This is a genomic window from Ruegeria sp. F12 (genome assembly GCF_056533885.1).
In genome coordinates, this window is record NZ_JBQFOV010000005.1 from 209143 (window position 1) to 224628 (window position 15486).

The 15486-nt window shown below is 59.4% G+C and carries 18 protein-coding genes and 1 other RNA gene; 12 read left to right on the top strand and 7 right to left on the bottom strand.

All coding sequences use genetic code 11. The features are described from left to right. Positions 1-27 precede the first annotated feature (27 nt). The 3 genes from ACR0CA_RS09420 (at position 28) to rnpB (ending at position 1943) form a co-directional block, all read left to right on the top strand. Positions 28-756 (top strand): hypothetical protein, encoded by a 729-nt coding sequence (locus ACR0CA_RS09420; RefSeq protein WP_480898550.1) that lies wholly within the window; start codon positions 28-30, stop codon positions 754-756. Then, a complete protein-coding gene (locus tag ACR0CA_RS09425; RefSeq protein ID WP_480898552.1) occupies positions 707-1423 on the top strand; it encodes an N-acetylmuramoyl-L-alanine amidase in 717 nt (238 codons plus the stop codon). Before ACR0CA_RS09420 ends, ACR0CA_RS09425 begins: the two co-directional genes overlap by 50 nt. Positions 1424-1549: 126 nt before the next feature. Next, positions 1550-1943, top strand: an RNA gene (gene rnpB, locus ACR0CA_RS09430) — RNase P RNA component class A. Positions 1944-1951: 8 nt separating this feature from the next. Here the strand turns inward: rnpB and ACR0CA_RS09435 are convergent. Next, positions 1952-2794, bottom strand: coding sequence for a DUF2182 domain-containing protein (locus tag ACR0CA_RS09435; protein WP_480898555.1), 843 nt, complete (start codon positions 2792-2794; stop codon positions 1952-1954). Then, the gene (locus ACR0CA_RS09440; RefSeq protein WP_480549322.1) at positions 2795-3430 is read right to left on the bottom strand and encodes a DUF1326 domain-containing protein; all 636 of its coding nucleotides are present in this window, start codon (positions 3428-3430) and stop codon (positions 2795-2797) included. Positions 3431-3723: 293 nt separating this feature from the next. On the opposite strand from ACR0CA_RS09440, the gene rpmG reads away from it, so the two are divergent. Next, positions 3724-3891 carry a 50S ribosomal protein L33 gene (gene rpmG, locus ACR0CA_RS09445; protein WP_010441901.1) on the top strand — a complete coding sequence of 56 codons (168 nt, stop codon included), beginning with the start codon at positions 3724-3726 and terminating at the stop codon, positions 3889-3891. A gap of 206 nt (positions 3892-4097) precedes the next feature. Then, complete coding sequence (locus ACR0CA_RS09450) at positions 4098-4604, top strand: hypothetical protein (protein WP_170769120.1); 507 nt, start codon at positions 4098-4100, stop codon at positions 4602-4604. A gap of 139 nt (positions 4605-4743) precedes the next feature. Here the strand turns inward: ACR0CA_RS09450 and ACR0CA_RS09455 are convergent, their stop codons facing one another. Together ACR0CA_RS09455 and ACR0CA_RS09460 are read right to left on the bottom strand one after the other, a co-directional pair. Then, entirely contained in the window at positions 4744-5514 is a 771-nt protein-coding gene (locus ACR0CA_RS09455; RefSeq protein WP_170769121.1) for a Bax inhibitor-1/YccA family protein, read from the bottom strand. A 181-nt stretch (positions 5515-5695) separates the two neighbouring features. Beyond that, entirely contained in the window at positions 5696-5905 is a 210-nt protein-coding gene (locus tag ACR0CA_RS09460; protein ID WP_480898559.1) for a DUF1127 domain-containing protein, read from the bottom strand. Between the two features lie 127 nt (positions 5906-6032). Between ACR0CA_RS09460 and ACR0CA_RS09465 the strand changes: the two genes are divergently transcribed. Next, a complete protein-coding gene (locus ACR0CA_RS09465) occupies positions 6033-6914 on the top strand; it encodes a LysR family transcriptional regulator (protein WP_480898562.1) in 882 nt (293 codons plus the stop codon). Here ACR0CA_RS09465 and ACR0CA_RS09470 read toward each other — a convergent pair. After that, positions 6911-7867: an NADPH:quinone oxidoreductase family protein gene (locus ACR0CA_RS09470; protein WP_480898564.1), complete on the bottom strand. Its 957-nt coding sequence runs from the start codon at positions 7865-7867 to the stop codon at positions 6911-6913. The two genes, ACR0CA_RS09465 and ACR0CA_RS09470, sit on opposite strands and share 4 nt — an antisense overlap. A gap of 334 nt (positions 7868-8201) precedes the next feature. On the opposite strand from ACR0CA_RS09470, the gene ACR0CA_RS09475 reads away from it, so the two are divergent. The 3 genes from ACR0CA_RS09475 (at position 8202) to ACR0CA_RS09485 (ending at position 10861) form a co-directional block, all read left to right on the top strand. Then, positions 8202-8573 carry a helix-turn-helix domain-containing protein gene (locus tag ACR0CA_RS09475; protein ID WP_170769125.1) on the top strand — a complete coding sequence of 124 codons (372 nt, stop codon included), beginning with the start codon at positions 8202-8204 and terminating at the stop codon, positions 8571-8573. A gap of 44 nt (positions 8574-8617) precedes the next feature. After that, a complete protein-coding gene (gene hisN / locus ACR0CA_RS09480) occupies positions 8618-9409 on the top strand; it encodes a histidinol-phosphatase (RefSeq protein WP_170788252.1) in 792 nt (263 codons plus the stop codon). A 117-nt stretch (positions 9410-9526) separates the two neighbouring features. Then, positions 9527-10861, top strand: a complete 1335-nt coding sequence (locus ACR0CA_RS09485) for an 8-oxoguanine deaminase (RefSeq protein WP_480898567.1) — start codon at positions 9527-9529, stop codon at positions 10859-10861. Between the two features lie 59 nt (positions 10862-10920). Here the strand turns inward: ACR0CA_RS09485 and guaD are convergent, their stop codons facing one another. After that, positions 10921-12207: a guanine deaminase gene (gene guaD / locus ACR0CA_RS09490; RefSeq protein WP_480503226.1), complete on the bottom strand. Its 1287-nt coding sequence runs from the start codon at positions 12205-12207 to the stop codon at positions 10921-10923. 141 nt (positions 12208-12348) lie between these two features. Between guaD and mgtE the strand changes: the two genes are divergently transcribed. Both mgtE and ACR0CA_RS09500 read left to right on the top strand, forming a co-directional pair. Continuing rightward, positions 12349-13743, top strand: coding sequence for a magnesium transporter (mgtE, locus tag ACR0CA_RS09495; protein WP_480898570.1), 1395 nt, complete (start codon positions 12349-12351; stop codon positions 13741-13743). Then, positions 13740-14297 carry a 5-formyltetrahydrofolate cyclo-ligase gene (locus ACR0CA_RS09500; RefSeq protein WP_170783987.1) on the top strand — a complete coding sequence of 186 codons (558 nt, stop codon included), beginning with the start codon at positions 13740-13742 and terminating at the stop codon, positions 14295-14297. The genes mgtE and ACR0CA_RS09500 overlap by 4 nt, the downstream gene beginning before the upstream one ends. A 6-nt stretch (positions 14298-14303) precedes the next feature. Here ACR0CA_RS09500 and ACR0CA_RS09505 read toward each other — a convergent pair whose 3' ends face one another. Then, on the bottom strand, positions 14304-14531 hold the full coding sequence (locus ACR0CA_RS09505) for a putative hemolysin (RefSeq protein WP_480856984.1): 228 nt from the start codon (positions 14529-14531) through the stop codon (positions 14304-14306). Positions 14532-14617: 86 nt separating this feature from the next. Between ACR0CA_RS09505 and ACR0CA_RS09510 the strand changes: the two genes are divergently transcribed. Continuing rightward, complete coding sequence (locus ACR0CA_RS09510; RefSeq protein ID WP_480898574.1) at positions 14618-15433, top strand: TIGR00282 family metallophosphoesterase; 816 nt, start codon at positions 14618-14620, stop codon at positions 15431-15433. The last annotated feature ends 53 nt before the right edge of the window (positions 15434-15486 follow it).

A 15486-nucleotide genomic window follows, 5' to 3' on the forward strand; every position in this document is an offset into this window, starting at 1 on the left:
CAAGACATCGCAACACGGAGCAGCAGGATGCGCATCACGCTTCTGATCCCCGCACTCGGGCTTGTAACCGCCTGCAATACGGTGGCCCCCATTCAGGGCGCCGGGTTCAACACACCCTCCTATCAAGCACAGCGCGAGGCCGCGCTGACGGGGCAGGGATATACGGGCAACCCGCTGACCGGTCCCGTAGATGTATCTGAACAGGCTCTGGGTGCGCCGGGCTCCGCGCTGCCCCCGACAGGTGAAAATGCCGACTTGGCCTCGGCCACGGCGGCAGCCTTGGCCAGCACGTCCAATGCGCAGCCAGTGGGCGGCTTTGATCCGGCCACGACGGCCCCGGTTCAAACCGCGATCCTAAGCAACAACACCATCTCTGACGAACAGGATTTCGCCGCTGTATCCGACCGACGCACGATCGAATCGGACGCGGCCCGGATCGAGCAAAACCGCCAGACCTACGAAGTGGTCGCCCCTACCGCGGTCCCGCAGCGTGGCACCGACGGACAGCCTAATATCGTCCAATATGCGCTGAATACATCCAACCCGGTCGGAACACAGCTCTACAGCCGGGCGGGGTTCAACCTGCAAGCCAAAGCGCAGCGCAACTGCGCCAAGTTCCCCTCGGCGGATCAAGCGCAGATCGAGTTCTTGGCCAACGGCGGCCCGCAACGCGACCGCAAGGGTCTGGACCCGGATGGGGATGGCTATGCATGCAGCTGGGACCCAAGCCCGTTCCGCAGTGCCGTCGCAAACTGAGTTGAGCCCGATCTGGCACCCGTCGCCCAACTTTGGTCCGCGACGGGATAGCCTGAAACCCAGCCTGATCGTCCTGCACTATACAGCGATGAGCAGCGCGCAAGCCGCGCTGACCCGCCTGTGCGATCCGCAATACGAGGTCTCGGCCCACTACCTGATCGGCGCAGACGGAACGCTCTGGCACATGGTGCAGGAAACAGACCGTGCGTGGCATGCGGGCGCGGGGGAGTGGATGGGGCAAAGCGACATAAACTCGCGCTCCATTGGGATCGAATTGGATAATCGCGGCGATCACCCCTTTTCCGATCCGCTGATGACCTCGCTTGAGGCCCTGTTACCTGCCATCATGACCCGCTGGAATATCCCCGAAACCGGCATTATTGGTCATTCCGACATGGCTCCGGGCCGCAAAATCGACCCCGGCCCTCGGTTCGACTGGCTAAGGTTGGAACGCCAGGCGCTTGCCGCCAGCCGCGGCAACAGCGCACCCCCGCAAGACACCTCGCCGGCGTCCTTTCGCGCCTGCGCGCAAGCGGCCGGATACACCGCCGACGCGGATGACAAAACTATCCTGTCAACAATCCGCCTCAGATATCGCCCCTGGGCGACCGGACCCCTGACTGCCGAAGACTTCATTCCGTTGATGCCGCCTGCCGCTAGCGCATGATCCGCCCTTCATCTGGCCAAAAATATCCCGGGGTTGAATTGGCCGCAGGCCAAGAAGGGGCTGGCCCCTTCTACCTAACGATCAACTCTTGACGCCGCTGGGCCCAACGCCTAACCCATCCCATGCGCGGAGGGCCGGATGGCTGCTGGGGCCCAAGGGCCCGAGAGGAAAGTCCGGACTCCACAAGACAGCGGTGCCGGGTAACGCCCGGGCGGGGCAACCCGACGGAAAGCGCCACAGAAATCAGACCGCCACACGCGTGTGGTAAGGGTGAAACGGTGGGGTAAGAGCCCACCGCGCCGCTGGCAACAGGGGCGGCACGGCAAGCCCCACCGGGAGCAATGCCAAATAGGGTCCCCGCGCGGGCCGGTCGGCGTCCGCCGATACCGCCGCTAAGCCTGTCTTGGCCCAGAGGGACCGGGTTGGCAGCTTGAGCCGCGCAGCAATGCAAGGCCTAGAGGAATGGTCATCGAAGGGGGCAACCCCGGAACAAGATCCGGCTTACAGGCCCTCCGCGCATATTTCTCTTTAAGCAAGCGGCAAGACCCCACGCCCGATCACCCAGATACCGGCGACGATCAGCGCAACCCCGGTTGCCGGAACCAACCACCGCGCCTGCGGCAGTAGCTTCTCCAAGCCCACATAAAGCGCGATACCGGCGATCCAATAGAGGTTCATCACGCCGCCCACGAACAGCAGCAGCATCAACGCCCAGCAACACCCCAGACAGTAAAGCCCATGCAACACGCCGACCCGAAACGCGCCATAGGGGCCTGGGCGGTTGTGGTCGGCCAGAAACCGCGCCGGACTGCGGCAATGGCGCAGACAGGCCGTCTTGAGGCTGGAAAGCTGATAGAGACCAGCGGCCAGCAAAACAGTACCTGCAAAGACCTCGGACCGGATCGTCATCATCGGCCCGTCCGACAGGCCGATCTGCTCCAACCCCCATTGGCTGCCGGTTGCGAGCATACTGAAGGCGGCCCATGCGACGAGATACCCACTTAGAAACAAAAGGCTCAGCCGGGTTGAGCGCGCCCGCTCAGATCCCATTCGTTTGATCGCCGTATACAGCAGCACCGTTGGTGCCGCGCTGGGTGTCATCATGGCAACCATCATGACCCACCACATCAGGAAGATCAGAATGCCATAGCTTAGGGACCAATGAACCTCGCCGCCCATTTGCATCGGAGTGCCGATCGGTCCGGCCATCGCGGTCATATCAACCGCCGTCATGTTCATGCCGATGCCCGCAACCGTATACCAACAGGCAAACAGCACGATCATCAGAACGCAGAACAGCACGATACTGCCGTCACGACGCAGCACTTGTTCGACCACCCCAGGCATAGGTGCAGATGGATTGGGTTTCATCTAAGCGCCCAGAACGCCATGGCCCGAGATATTCAGATGCGCCAGATGGGCATGGGTCGCATCAAAGCTCAGGCTGATCTCACCCCCATGGGTGGTGGTAGTGCCCGAGGCTGATTCTGCGTGTCGGTATTCGAACCCGTTGGGCAGCTGGATCGCCGCACGGTGCGGTTGACCTGAAACGATATGGGGGATCGGGCTGACATTCAGGTCGAAAATACCTTTGACCTTAGCATAGCCTGTGCGGTCCTCACGCGACCAGTCCAGTTCGATGGGCAGATACAGCGTCTCATGTTTGGTCGGTGCCATGGCGCTGTAAACATACCAGAAGGTCGCCATTTCGTCCGTGTCTTGACCGGTCATGATGGCTTGTAGAGCCGCACGTTGCGCGTCGCTGGCGCTTTCGTCGATGATCAACTGCATCTGACCGTTGCCTTCGTGAATCGGGCCGGGCCAGTAGTACACGCCAGCGGCGCGGACCCCGGCAAGGTCAGTGTCGCCGTAATGGCCGGACTCAATGTCATAGACGACAACAGCTTCACAGTTGCCATGGGTGGGAAGAACGCTGAACTGGCACGGGCAGCCGAAATTGCAGTTGCAATTGGCCAGCTCTTCAGCCTGAATTGTCCATTCTGTCATGATTGCCCCCAAGCAAATTTGCACAAAAAAGAACTACTCGGTCAGCGGTTGCCGTCAGATCTGTGCCTCAACTGTCGCGTCGATTTCCGACGTCTTGGTTTGACAAACTGGATGCACACTATCACGGAACCGTGATCTCGCCAAACGAGGGCAGGCTTGTTGTCGGAAACTCGATTGGAAAACTGCGCAATTCAGCCCGATTCCGGTTGACTCGGCTGCGCGACCGGGTAAAAGCGCACGCTCATAGGAATTCAACCGAAAGGCCCCTGCCTTTCCGGACGCAGGAGATAACCATGGCGAAGCCGACGACAATCAAGATCCGTCTGAACTCGACCGCGGGCACGGGCCACTTCTACGTGACCAAAAAGAACGCGCGCACCATGACCGAAAAAATGACCATTCGTAAATACGATCCGGTCGCTCGGAAGCATGTCGAGTACAAGGAAGGCAAGATCAAGTAATCTGCCGATCCGCTTGGACAGTTTAAAAGGGTTGCGCTACGGCGCAGCCCTTTTTTCATGTTCGATCGGCATCCAGTTGCGCTGAGGTCAGCACCTGTCCGTTGCAGCGGCGCATCAGCCACCTGCGCATTCGAGTGAGGTGCGGGTTGCTTTTTGGGACACCTTGCCCATACGCTTCAGCTAACCGTTCCAAAATGTTGGCCGTCATGAAAAAAATCTTGTTATCCACAATCACCGTTCTGGCCCTTGCGGGCTGCGAAGATCTCTATAACCGTCAGGGCGTCGGCTTTGCTGGCCTTAGCGGAGAGCCCCGGACATCCTCGGACGTGCCGGGCACTGTCGCATTTGTTCCCGAGTCGCGGAACATCCCAGCTGATCTGGCGGAATTGACGCCGGTCTCGGTGTCGACAGGCGAGACCGAAGCCCAGAAAGTCGCGCGCGTCGCAATCGACAATGGCGGGCGCGGAGACAGTAACGCGGTTGTTCTGAATGGCTCGGGTACCAACTTGTTCCTAAGCACGGTCAATGTGAATGGCACGCCGTATGGCGTGCTGCGTACAGCTAACAACAGCACTCGCGTGGACAACGAAATCGGTGCCGCCTTTGGCCGGAACGCCGAACAGTTCACCGGATGCCTACCCGCCGGAGACGTATTCCGCAAAGGTTCGTCCTCGCGCAGCTCGGGCTTCGCGGTTGCGTTGAACTGTAGCTGATCCCGGTCTGAGAGAACTCCAAAGCCCTCGCCCATCTGGGTGGGGGCTTTTTCTTTTGCCCGATAGGCCTTGGATCTTCAGGCGCAAATGAAAAAGGGCGGGTCAATAACCCGCCCTTTGTTTGATGTGTACCGGTTGCTTATTCGCGGTTGCCGAACAGTTGCAGCAGGAACATGAACATATTGATGAAGTCCAGATACAGGCTCAGCGCGCCCATGATTGCGGCCTTGCCCAACCATTCCTGATCGCCCGAATGGGCCATTTGCAGGTAGGTTGTCTTGATGTTCTGCGTGTCATACGCGGTCAGGCCTGCGAAGATCAGGACACCCAGAACGGAAACTGCAAACGCGATGGCCGACGAGGCGATGAAGATGTTCACAACGGACGCAACGATCAGGCCGATCACGCCCATGATCAGGAATGTGCCCATGGCCGACAGGTCTTTTTTGGTCGTATAGCCATACAGCGACAGGCCGGCAAAGGCGATCGAGGTGATTAGGAAGACTTGGATGATCGACTGACCGGTGAAGACCAGGAAAATCCAGCTGATCGAAATACCCATCACTGCGGCGAAGGTGTAGAACACCAGCTGAGCCGCTGCTGCCGACAGACGGTTTATTGCTGCGCCAAAGCCGAACACAAAAGCCAGCGGGGCAAACATGATCACCCATTTCAGGGGCGATGTGAACAAGGTCGCGCCGAATTGGGTCAGATACGTGTTCGCGCTGATCTGATATTCGGTCGGAACGCTGGATACAGCCATGCCGGCAATCGCCCATGCAGCAGCAAAAGTAATCAGCATGCCCACAGACATGGTGCCGTAGACTTTGTTCATATGGGCGCGCAGGCCCTCGTCAATCTGGGCAGCGCGCGCGCCGGCCGCCGTCCGGATCGTGTCAAATTGTGCCATAAAAGGGTCTCCCTTCGTTAATTCTTTGGTGCGTCTGCAAGCGAGACGCCTTCCCCGCAAATATCGGCAAGTGGGGGCTGTGTTTCAAGAGTTTAACGCTGGAAACTGGCTAAAACACGCAACAAAAATGGCGACCTGCTGACGCGGGTCGCCATTGATGAGAAAAAGATACATTCAGAAATCACTTTTGCCAGAAATCCGGCGCATCCCAAATGGGGCGAGCAGCCTCGGCTTCGGCTTGTTCGCGGGTGATACCGATGTCTTTCAATGCGCTGTCGTCCAATCGGGCCAGCTTGTGGCGCTGGCGAAGCAGGGATAAGGCGTCCAACAGAGTCAAAACGGAAAACCGGCGATGCGGTTTGCAGCGGGATGTCAGCGCAATCTGGGTCATAGGTATTGTCCTTTCTTTCGTTTCCGATGGTTTTTAGAATTTCCATCAACTTCCTTGATCTATATGTCCCGATATGACACATTTTAAAAATGAATATTTTTGACGGAATGCATAAGGGATCGTGAAGATGAGAAATCTGGACATCACCACTCTGCGCTCATTCGTGGCGGTTGCCGATCAAGGCGGCGTAACGCGGGCAGCCGGTTTTTTGCACCTGACGCAATCTGCGGTTTCGATGCAGTTGAAACGGCTGGAGGAACTGCTGGGGCTTGAGTTGCTGGACCGCAGCGGACGCACAATTGCGCTGACGGCATCGGGGGAGCAACTGCTGGCTTATGCACGCCGCATGATTGCGTTGAATGACGAAGTGATCTCGAAGCTCACCGATCAGGCGTTCGAGGGCGAGGTCGTTCTGGGTGTGCCGCATGACATCGTTTACCCCGCGATTCCAAGGGTTCTGAAGCGATTCAACGCCGATTTCCCACGCGTGAAGGTGCAGTTGTTCTCGTCGTTTTCGATGCAGTTGAAAGAGATGTATAGGAAAGGCGAATGCGATCTGATCCTGACGACGGAATCAAACGCCGCGGAAGGGGCGGAAACGATTGCCGAATTGCCTCTGCGCTGGGTTGGCGCGCCGGGTGGGTCGGCATGGCGCAAGCGACCGATCCCCTTGGCTGAGGGGCGACGCTGTCTGTTTCGGCCCAAGGTCATCAGCGCACTGGACGGAGCCGATATTCCCTGGGAACTGGCCGTTGATTCCGAAGATGACCGCACCATCGAGGCCACGGTCAGCGCCGATCTGGCTGTCTCGGCCATGCTGGAAGGCACTGAGGCCGCCCATCTTGAGCTGATCGAATCGGGCGGCGCTCTTCCCGATCTACCGGTTCAAATGATCAACCTTTACGGCGGCAACTCGGGTCGCGGGGAAATCATCGAAGCCCTGGCGGCGCTGGTACGACAGAATTTCCGCATCATGGCGGGGACACCGTTGAAGGCTGTCGCGGGCTAGGGTGTGATGACGACCTTGCCTGTGGCCGCACGGTCCCTCAGCAGTTGCAGGCCTTGCGCGGCCTCGGTCAGGGGCAGGGTATGGCTGATATGGGGTTTGATTTTCCCCTCCGAATGCCAGCGAAATAGGGTGGCGAAGCTGTCCTGCACGATCTGAGGGCGGAATCTCAGATAGCCGCCGATGTAAAAGCCGATGACAGTCAAGTTCTTGACCAGAAGGTGATTGGCGGGGATTTGTGGCACGTCGCCGCCCGCGAACCCGATGGGCAGCAGACGGCCCTCGGGATTAGTGGCACGAAAGGCGACCTGGAACACGTCGCCGCCGATGGCGTCATAGACCACATCGGCGCCACCCAATTCCTTCACGCGCGACCGAAGATCTTCGGAGGCGTCAATCAGGTGATCGGCTCCTGCGGCGCGCGCGACCTCCAGCTTTTCCGCCCCGCGCGCCTGCGCAATCACCGTGGCCCCCATCAACTTGCCGATTTCGACAGCCGTCAATCCGACGCCACCAGCAGCCCCTGTGACCAGCAAGGTTTCACCCGGCTGCAATCGGGCGCGGTGATCCAGCGCAATGTGACTGGTTCCATATGCAATTTGAATGGCGGCGGCGTCCTCAAAGCTCGTCGAAGCGGGTAGGGGGATCGCACGATCTGCGTCGAACACCCCAAATTCCGCCAAACCGCCCTGACCTGAATAGACAGCCACACGATCCCCCACGGACAAGGTTGTCACATCCGGGCCAAGCTGATCGACAACACCAGAAATTTCCATCCCTTGCGTGAAGGGGGCTGAGGGGGTGTCCTGATAGGTGCCCTTCTGCATCAGCAGATCCGCGAAGTTCAGACCGCAGGCCTTGATGGCGACGCGAATCTGCCCCGGACCGGGGTCAGGGAGCGCGATATCGCACAGCTGAGCGTCCGCGCCTTTCGATGAGATTCTGTAGGCCAGCATAAAGGTGCTCCGTGATTTTGGGCGGAGTAGATTCGTTTTCTGGTTGAATTGTCAATCAGTGACCTTGCGCGCAAAAAACTGGCACGAACTCTAATATATACATAATGCAATAAACATAGAGGTATTATGTGTGCGCATCGCACAACCACAAATCCTTACCCTTGAAATCTTACTCAACCTTCTTGAAAAAAAACGCAAATAGGGCAATAGTGCGCTATGGTGCTGATTTGGGGGCATGTTCCAACTTAGTGAGCGGTTAAGAACTGCTCGTTAGTTATGCGATGATGAAATATATCGCACGTCCCCGGTAGTTGTGTAGTAGAGGAGAATACCAATGACCCATCACGTCGATGTCCATGTGGGCAAGCGCGTCCGGCATCGCCGCTGGCTGATTGGAATGACCCAGCAGCAACTGGCGCAGCAAGTTGGTATCAAGTTCCAGCAGATTCAGAAATACGAAACGGGTGCGAACCGCATCAGTGCGTCGCGTTTGTGGGACATCGCCGAAGCGCTGGATGTTCCGGTCAGCTTTTTCTTCGAAGGTTTGGAAGAGGCTGAGAAGGAAACCTCAAGCAAAAAATCGGTGCCTGCTGATCTGATGGGAGACAAAGAGGCGTTGGATCTGGTTCGGTCCTACTATGCGATCCCGGAAAACCAGCGCCGTCGACTGTTCGAACTGGCGCGTGTTCTCAGCGACGTTGCCTGATTAAGCGGGTTGACTTTGATGCGTGTGCCCCGCACGGGTAGCGCATGACACAGCCTATTCTGACCGATCTGGACGTAGCAGAAGAAATGGCCGACGCAGCGCGCGCGGCCATTCTTCCGTTTTTCCGCCAAGCAAATCTGGAAACCTCGAACAAGCTGTCACAGGGGTTCGATCCGGTGACGATCGCCGATCGTGAGGCCGAGCGTGTAATGCGCGACATTCTGGCCAAACATCGCCCTGATGACGGGATTTTGGGGGAAGAATTCGGTCAGGTGCCGGGCAGCAGCGGCCGAACCTGGGTCTTGGACCCGATTGACGGCACGCGCGGGTTCATCAGCGGGACGCCCACATGGGGTGTTCTGATTGCGCTCAGCAGCGCTGACGGGCCGATCATGGGGGTCATTGATCAGCCATATATTGGTGAACGGTTCGTGGGCTCGGTCGATATTGCGCAGGTCAGCGGACCCACGGGAACCCGGCCTTTGGACACGCGGGCGACAACCTCGCTGGCTCAGGCCATCGTGTTTACCACTTTCCCCGAGGTCGGCACCCCGGAAGAACGCGCCGGGTTCGAGGCCGTGGCGCGGCACGCGCGCCTCACGCGATATGGCATGGATTGCTACGCCTATGCCTTGCTGGCCGCCGGGCAGGTGGATCTGGTGATCGAGGCCGGTTTGCAAGCCTATGACATCCAGGCACCCATAGCCGTGATCGAGGCGGCTGGCGGCATCGTCACCGACTGGCAGGGTGGTCCCGCCCACAACGGCGGTCGCGCTCTGGCAGCGGCCAATGCCGATCTGCACGCCGCTGCGCTGGATATCTTGCGCCAATACTGAATCCGGTTGCCCGGACCGGCCCGGTCGGTTATTTTCTGACCGGTTGGTTCTTACGCCCGTTTTCCGCCAGCCCGCATTCTCCAAGCATGAGACGGGTTGATGCGACGGAGGGGCGAGATGACCGAAATCCTTATCAAACACGCAGATACCATCCTCACAATGGATGACACGCGACGCGAATTGCGCGGGGCCGATATTCTGATCCAAAATGGCCAGATTGCGCAGATCGGGCAGGGCCTGACCACGACCGGAGAAATCCATGACGCGACAGGATGCGTGGTGACACCTGGTTTGGTGAACACACATCACCATCTTTACCAAACCCTAACCCGCGCCGTACCCGGTGGGCAGGATGCGCTGCTCTTTGGTTGGCTGAAAACGCTCTACCCCATCTGGGCACGGTTCGGACCGGATGAAATGTTCACCTCAGCCCAGATTGGGCTGGCCGAATTGGCGCTGTCGGGCTGTACGCTTAGTTCGGACCACTTATACCTCTACCCCAACGGCGCACGGCTGGACGACACCATCGCCGCCGCTGCCGAGGTCGGCCTGCGTTTCCACCCGACCCGTGGCGCGATGAGCATCGGTGAAAGCGATGGTGGCCTGCCCCCGGATGCGCTGGTTGAAACCGAGGATGCAATCCTCAACGATATGATCCGCGTCGTCGACGCCTTTCATGACGCGTCCGAGGGCGCAATGTGCCGGGTCGGCCTGGCTCCATGCTCTCCGTTTTCGGTTAGCCGTGACCTGATGCGCGACACAGCCGTGCTGGCGCGAGACAAGGGCGTGATGTTGCACACTCATCTTGCCGAAAACGATGAGGATATCGCCTATTCCCAAGCGCAATTCGGCTGCCGCCCCGGTCAATACGCCGAAGATCTGGGCTGGACTGGCCCGGATGTGTGGCACGCTCATTGCGTCAAGCTGGACGGCGCCGAGATCGACCTCTTCGCCCGCACACAGACCGGCGTTGCCCATTGCCCCTGTTCGAACTGTCGGCTGGGCTCAGGGATCGCGCCGGTTCGGAAAATGCGCGATTGCGGCGTGTCAGTTGGGCTGGGCGCGGATGGCTCGGCCAGCAATGACAATGGCAGCCTGGTGCTCGAGGCGCGACAGGCCATGCTCCTCCAACGGGTCGCCAATGGCGCGGATGCGATGTCCTCCCGCGAGGCGCTTGAAATCGCAACCCGAGGCGGTGCTGATGTCCTCAACCGCCCCGATTGCGGCCGGTTAGCGCCGGGCAAGCGCGCAGATATCGCCATCTGGGACATAGGCGGTATCGAAAGCGCAGGCAGTTGGGACCCGGCGGCGCTGTTGCTGTCCGGGCCGATGAAGGTGAAACATTTGTTCGTCGAAGGCCGCCAAATCGTGCGCGGCGGGGCTATCACCACTCTGGACCTGCCACGTGTGATCGAACGGCAGAACGCGCTGGCGCGAGCCCTGCAAAGCTGAAACTCTTCTTCTGTTCAAAAATACCTCCGCCGGAGGCATGCGCCGCAAGGCGCATTCCCTCACGCGACAGCGGCCCCACCGATCCAAACCTCGGCAATGGCGCGATCATCCCCCATCATGATGGTCGGGAAGATCGCCTCCCATATATCATCCGCGCAAGCCTCGCGCTGCGCGATGGCCGGGGTCGAGGCCAGATCAAGCACGACCAGATCAGCCTCCATCCCCAGTGCGATATTGCCAATCCGATCGTCCAACCGCAGCGACCGCGCCGATCCGACCGTGCCCAACCACAACAGTTGCGCCGCATGCAGAGGCGCGCCGCGCAGTTGTCCGATCTCATAGGCCGAGGCCATTGTATGCAGCATCGAGAAACTCGACCCGCCGCCCGTATCCGTGGCCAACCCGACCCGATGCCCGTCATGCATCAATCCGGTCATATCGAACAGGCCCGAGCCAATGAAGGTGTTCGAGGTCGGGCAATGGATCAGCGCCGCGTCCACCTCGCGCAGGCGGTCGCGCTCGCGCGCCTCCAGATGGATGACGTGACCATAGACCCCATGCGAACCCAGAAGACCGAATTTCTCGTAAGTATCCAGATAGTCGCGCGCCTCGGGAAACAACTCGCGGACCCAGGCGATTTCATCCGTTTGTTCACTCAGATGGGTCTGCATTAGACAATGAGGGTGCTCGGCCCACAGCGCGCCCATCGCCTCAAGCTGTTCAGGCGTGGATGTCGGTGAAAACCGCGGTGTGATAGCATAGGTTAAACGGTCAACACGATGCCATTTCTCTAGCAATGCCTCCGATTGGTCATAGGCCGTTTTCGCAGTGTCCCGCAGCCCCTCGGGCGCGTTGCGGTCCATGCAGGTCTTACCTGCCACCACACGCTGGTTGCGCGCTTGTGCAGCCGCAAAGAACGCATCGACGCTTTCGGGGTGAATGGTGCAAAAGCTGCACATCGTCGTGGTGCCATGGGCCGCTGTTAGGTCCAGATAGCGGTTTGCAATTTCGGCGGCGTAGGTCGGGTCGCCGAACTTCATCTCTTCGGGGAAGGTATAGGTGTTCAACCAGTCGATCAGACGTTTGCCCCAGCTGGCAATCATCGCGGTCTGTGGATAGTGCACATGCGCGTCCACAAATCCGGCCATGATCACGTGCTGGCCGTGATCGACCACCTGCGCGTCGGGATGCGCAGAGCGCAGCGTATCGGCATGACCCACCGCGGCGATATGGCCACCCTCGACCACCACTGCTTCGCTGAACTCAACGGCGTCGGTTGGCTCGCCCTCGAACGGGGAACCGGTAAAGCTGAGCACACGCCCTTTCAGCAGCGTTTTCTGCGCCATTTTCATTCATCTCCGCCTGTATGGGACCGTCAAATAGCATAGGCGCGGGAAACTTCTGGGTAAATCGGCGCATTGTCATTGTTTTCCGGTAGCTGCTTCTTCTATTTAAAGGGCAATGACCGAAGGATAGCGGGGGCAGACATGACCACAGGCATTGACGAACCCCAAGTCGAGTCGACCAGTGACGACGACGTTTATGCGCTGGACCCGAAGGCTATCACGGCAATTCTTTATGCTGTCGATGTGGATGACCGCGACAAGCTGGTTGAGCTTATGGAGCCGCTGCACGCCGCTGACATCGCCGACCTTCTGGAACAGATCAACCCGTACGACCGCGCCCAGCTGATCCGGCTGTATGACAAAGAGTTTGACGGCGACATCTTGTCCGAACTTGACGAGGCCGTGCGGGAAGAGATCATCGGCATTCTCAAGCCCGACGTTCTCGCCGACGCCGTGCGCGAGATGGAAAGCGACGATGTCGTCGACCTGCTGGAGGACCTCGAAGAGCCGCAGCAAGAGGCCATTCTGGACGCGCTGGAGGATTCCGAGCGGATCGCGGCAGAGCAAGCGCTGTCTTACCCTGAGAACTCGGCCGGTCGCCTCATGCAGCGCGAAGTGGTCATGTCGCCCGAACATTGGACGGTGGGTCAGGCCATCGATTTCATGCGCGCCAATGACGATCTGCCCGAGCAATTCTACTATGTCGTCATGGTCGATCCGCGCCTGAAACCTGTGGCGCAGGTGACACTGGGCAAGCTTATGGCGGCGCGCCGCGAAGTGCGGCTGGCCGATCTGGCCGATGAAGAGCTGCACATTATTCCGGTCGATCAGGATGAAGAGGACGTGGCCTATGCGTTCAACCAGTACCACCTGATCTCGGCCCCGGTGGTGGATGCTGATGGGCGGTTGGTTGGTGTCATTACCATCGACGACGCCATGGTGGTTCTGGATGAAGAGCACGAGGAAGATATCCTGCGTTTGGCTGGGGTTAGCGACGAAAGCTCAATCTCGGACAGTGTGGCGGATACCAGCAAGCGACGGCTGCCGTGGTTGGCGGTGAATCTGTGTACGGCGATCTGTGCCTCGCTGGTGATTTCGCAATTCGAGGCAGCAATTGATCAGCTGGTGGCGCTGGCGATCCTGATGCCGATCGTGGCTTCGATGGGGGGCAATGCAGGTACGCAGTCGCTTACAGTCGCGGTGCGAGCACTGGCGACGCGCGACCTGACCAACGCCAACGTGATGAGGGTGATCCGGCGGGAATTGCTGGTGGGACTTCTGAACGGGCTGTGTTTTGCCATCGTGCTGGGCACGGTTGGGATGATGTGGTTTGATTCTACGATGCTGGGTGTCGTGATCGGGTCGGCCTTGGTCGTGAACATGGTGATCGCGGGGTTTGCGGGTACGGTAGTACCGGTGGTGCTGGATCGTCTGGGCGTTGACCCGGCGCTGGCGTCGGGGACCTTTGTGACGACGACAACGGATGTCATGGGGTTTTTCATCTTTCTGGGACTTGCCAGCGTGGTGCTACTGTGACCGATCTGACCGAAATCAAAGCCGCCGCGCGCAAGGCGGCCTTTGCGCGTCGAAAGGCTGCCTTTGACGCGCGACTTCCCGGTGCGGCAGGGCGTTTGTCCGAAGTGTTGGCCGGGCACCGGGGCGTGCCGATCTCGGGCTACATGCCCATCCGCACCGAGATTGATCCGCTGCCCGCCATGGCCGAGGCTTCGGCCTATGGTCCGGTCGGCGTGCCCGTGATCCAAGCTGCCGCGCAGCCGCTGAAGTTTTCGCACTGGACCCCCGAAGGCGCTCTAAAAGACGGCCCTTTCGGGGCCAAGGTGCCGGAGGTCGACGATTATTTTGACCCGGAAATCCTGATCGTGCCGCTGGTGGCCTTTGATGCGCAGGGTGGACGGCTGGGCTATGGCGGTGGATTCTATGACCGCACGCTGGAGGGACTGCGCGCCAAACGCCCGACACTGGCCATTGGTTTCGCCTTTGACGCACAAGAGGCCGAGGGCCTGCCGCTAGAGCCGACCGATCAGCCCTTGGACATGGTGATCACGGAAAGCCGGGTTCTGACGTTTTAACGCTGCTCACCCCGCATGGTTTTCGCGGAAATACTCCCACGCATCCAGATCGCGCCCATCGGGTAGGGTACACCGCCCTGTTTGGCCGTCGGCCCCGTCGACAATGCGATATTCGCCGCCGCTTTCGACACAGAACGTCGCCGCAGGGTTGGCCAGTTGTGCCGAGTTATCAGACGCAGGTTCGCATGCAGCGAGGGGGATCAGCAGAAGGGCAGGCAGGTATAGGCGGGTCATGAAACGCTCCGATGAATGGTATTGGCAGTTTATGACCTGAGTTTAACCACTTGTGCTTGGTCATTGCCACACTTAGGACGGTTCGTATGAGGATACTTTTTCTGGGTGACGTTATGGGCCGCGCCGGGCGTGCGGCGATCCAACAACATCTGCCACGTCTGCGCGACGAATGGCGGCTGGATTTTGTTGTGGTCAATGGCGAGAACGCCTCGAACGGGATGGGGCTGACCGGCGATCACGCCAAGCTGCTGCTGGATGCCGGCGCCGATTGCCTGACGCTGGGCGATCACGCGTTCGACCAGAAAGATATGCTTCAATTCATCGAGAAAGAGTCTCGTATTGTGCGCCCGGTAAATTTCGCCAAAGGCGCGCCGGGGCGGGGGCATCGTCTGTATACCGCGCCGGGCGGGCGCAAGGTTCTGGTGGTGCAGGTGCTGGGGCAGGTCTTCATGAAACGGCCCTTTGATGATCCGTTCTCGGCCATCGAGCCGATCCTGAAATCCCACCCACGCGGTGGTCAGGCGCAAGCAATCATTGTCGACATGCATTGTGAGGCCACATCCGAGAAGATGGCCATGGGTCATTATTGCGATAAACGCGCCAGCCTTGTGGTCGGCACGCATACCCATGTGCCAACGGCAGATGCGCAGATTCTGCCCAATGGAACCGCCTATCTGACCGATGCTGGGATGTGTGGCGACTACGACTCGGTCATCGGCATGGACAAGGTTGAACCGATGCGCCGCTTTATCACCGGGATGCCCAAAACCCGATTTACGCCCGCCAATGGCGAGGCCACGCTGAGCGGCGTGTTTGTCGAGACTGACGACCGCACCGGAGAGGCAAAATCTGCGCAAATGGTGCGCGTTGGCGGGCGTTTGCAGCAAGCAGGGCCGCAGTAAGGCTTGCTCTGCCCCTTCCAATGCGTGAAACTGCCTGACGAGCGCGCAGCTCG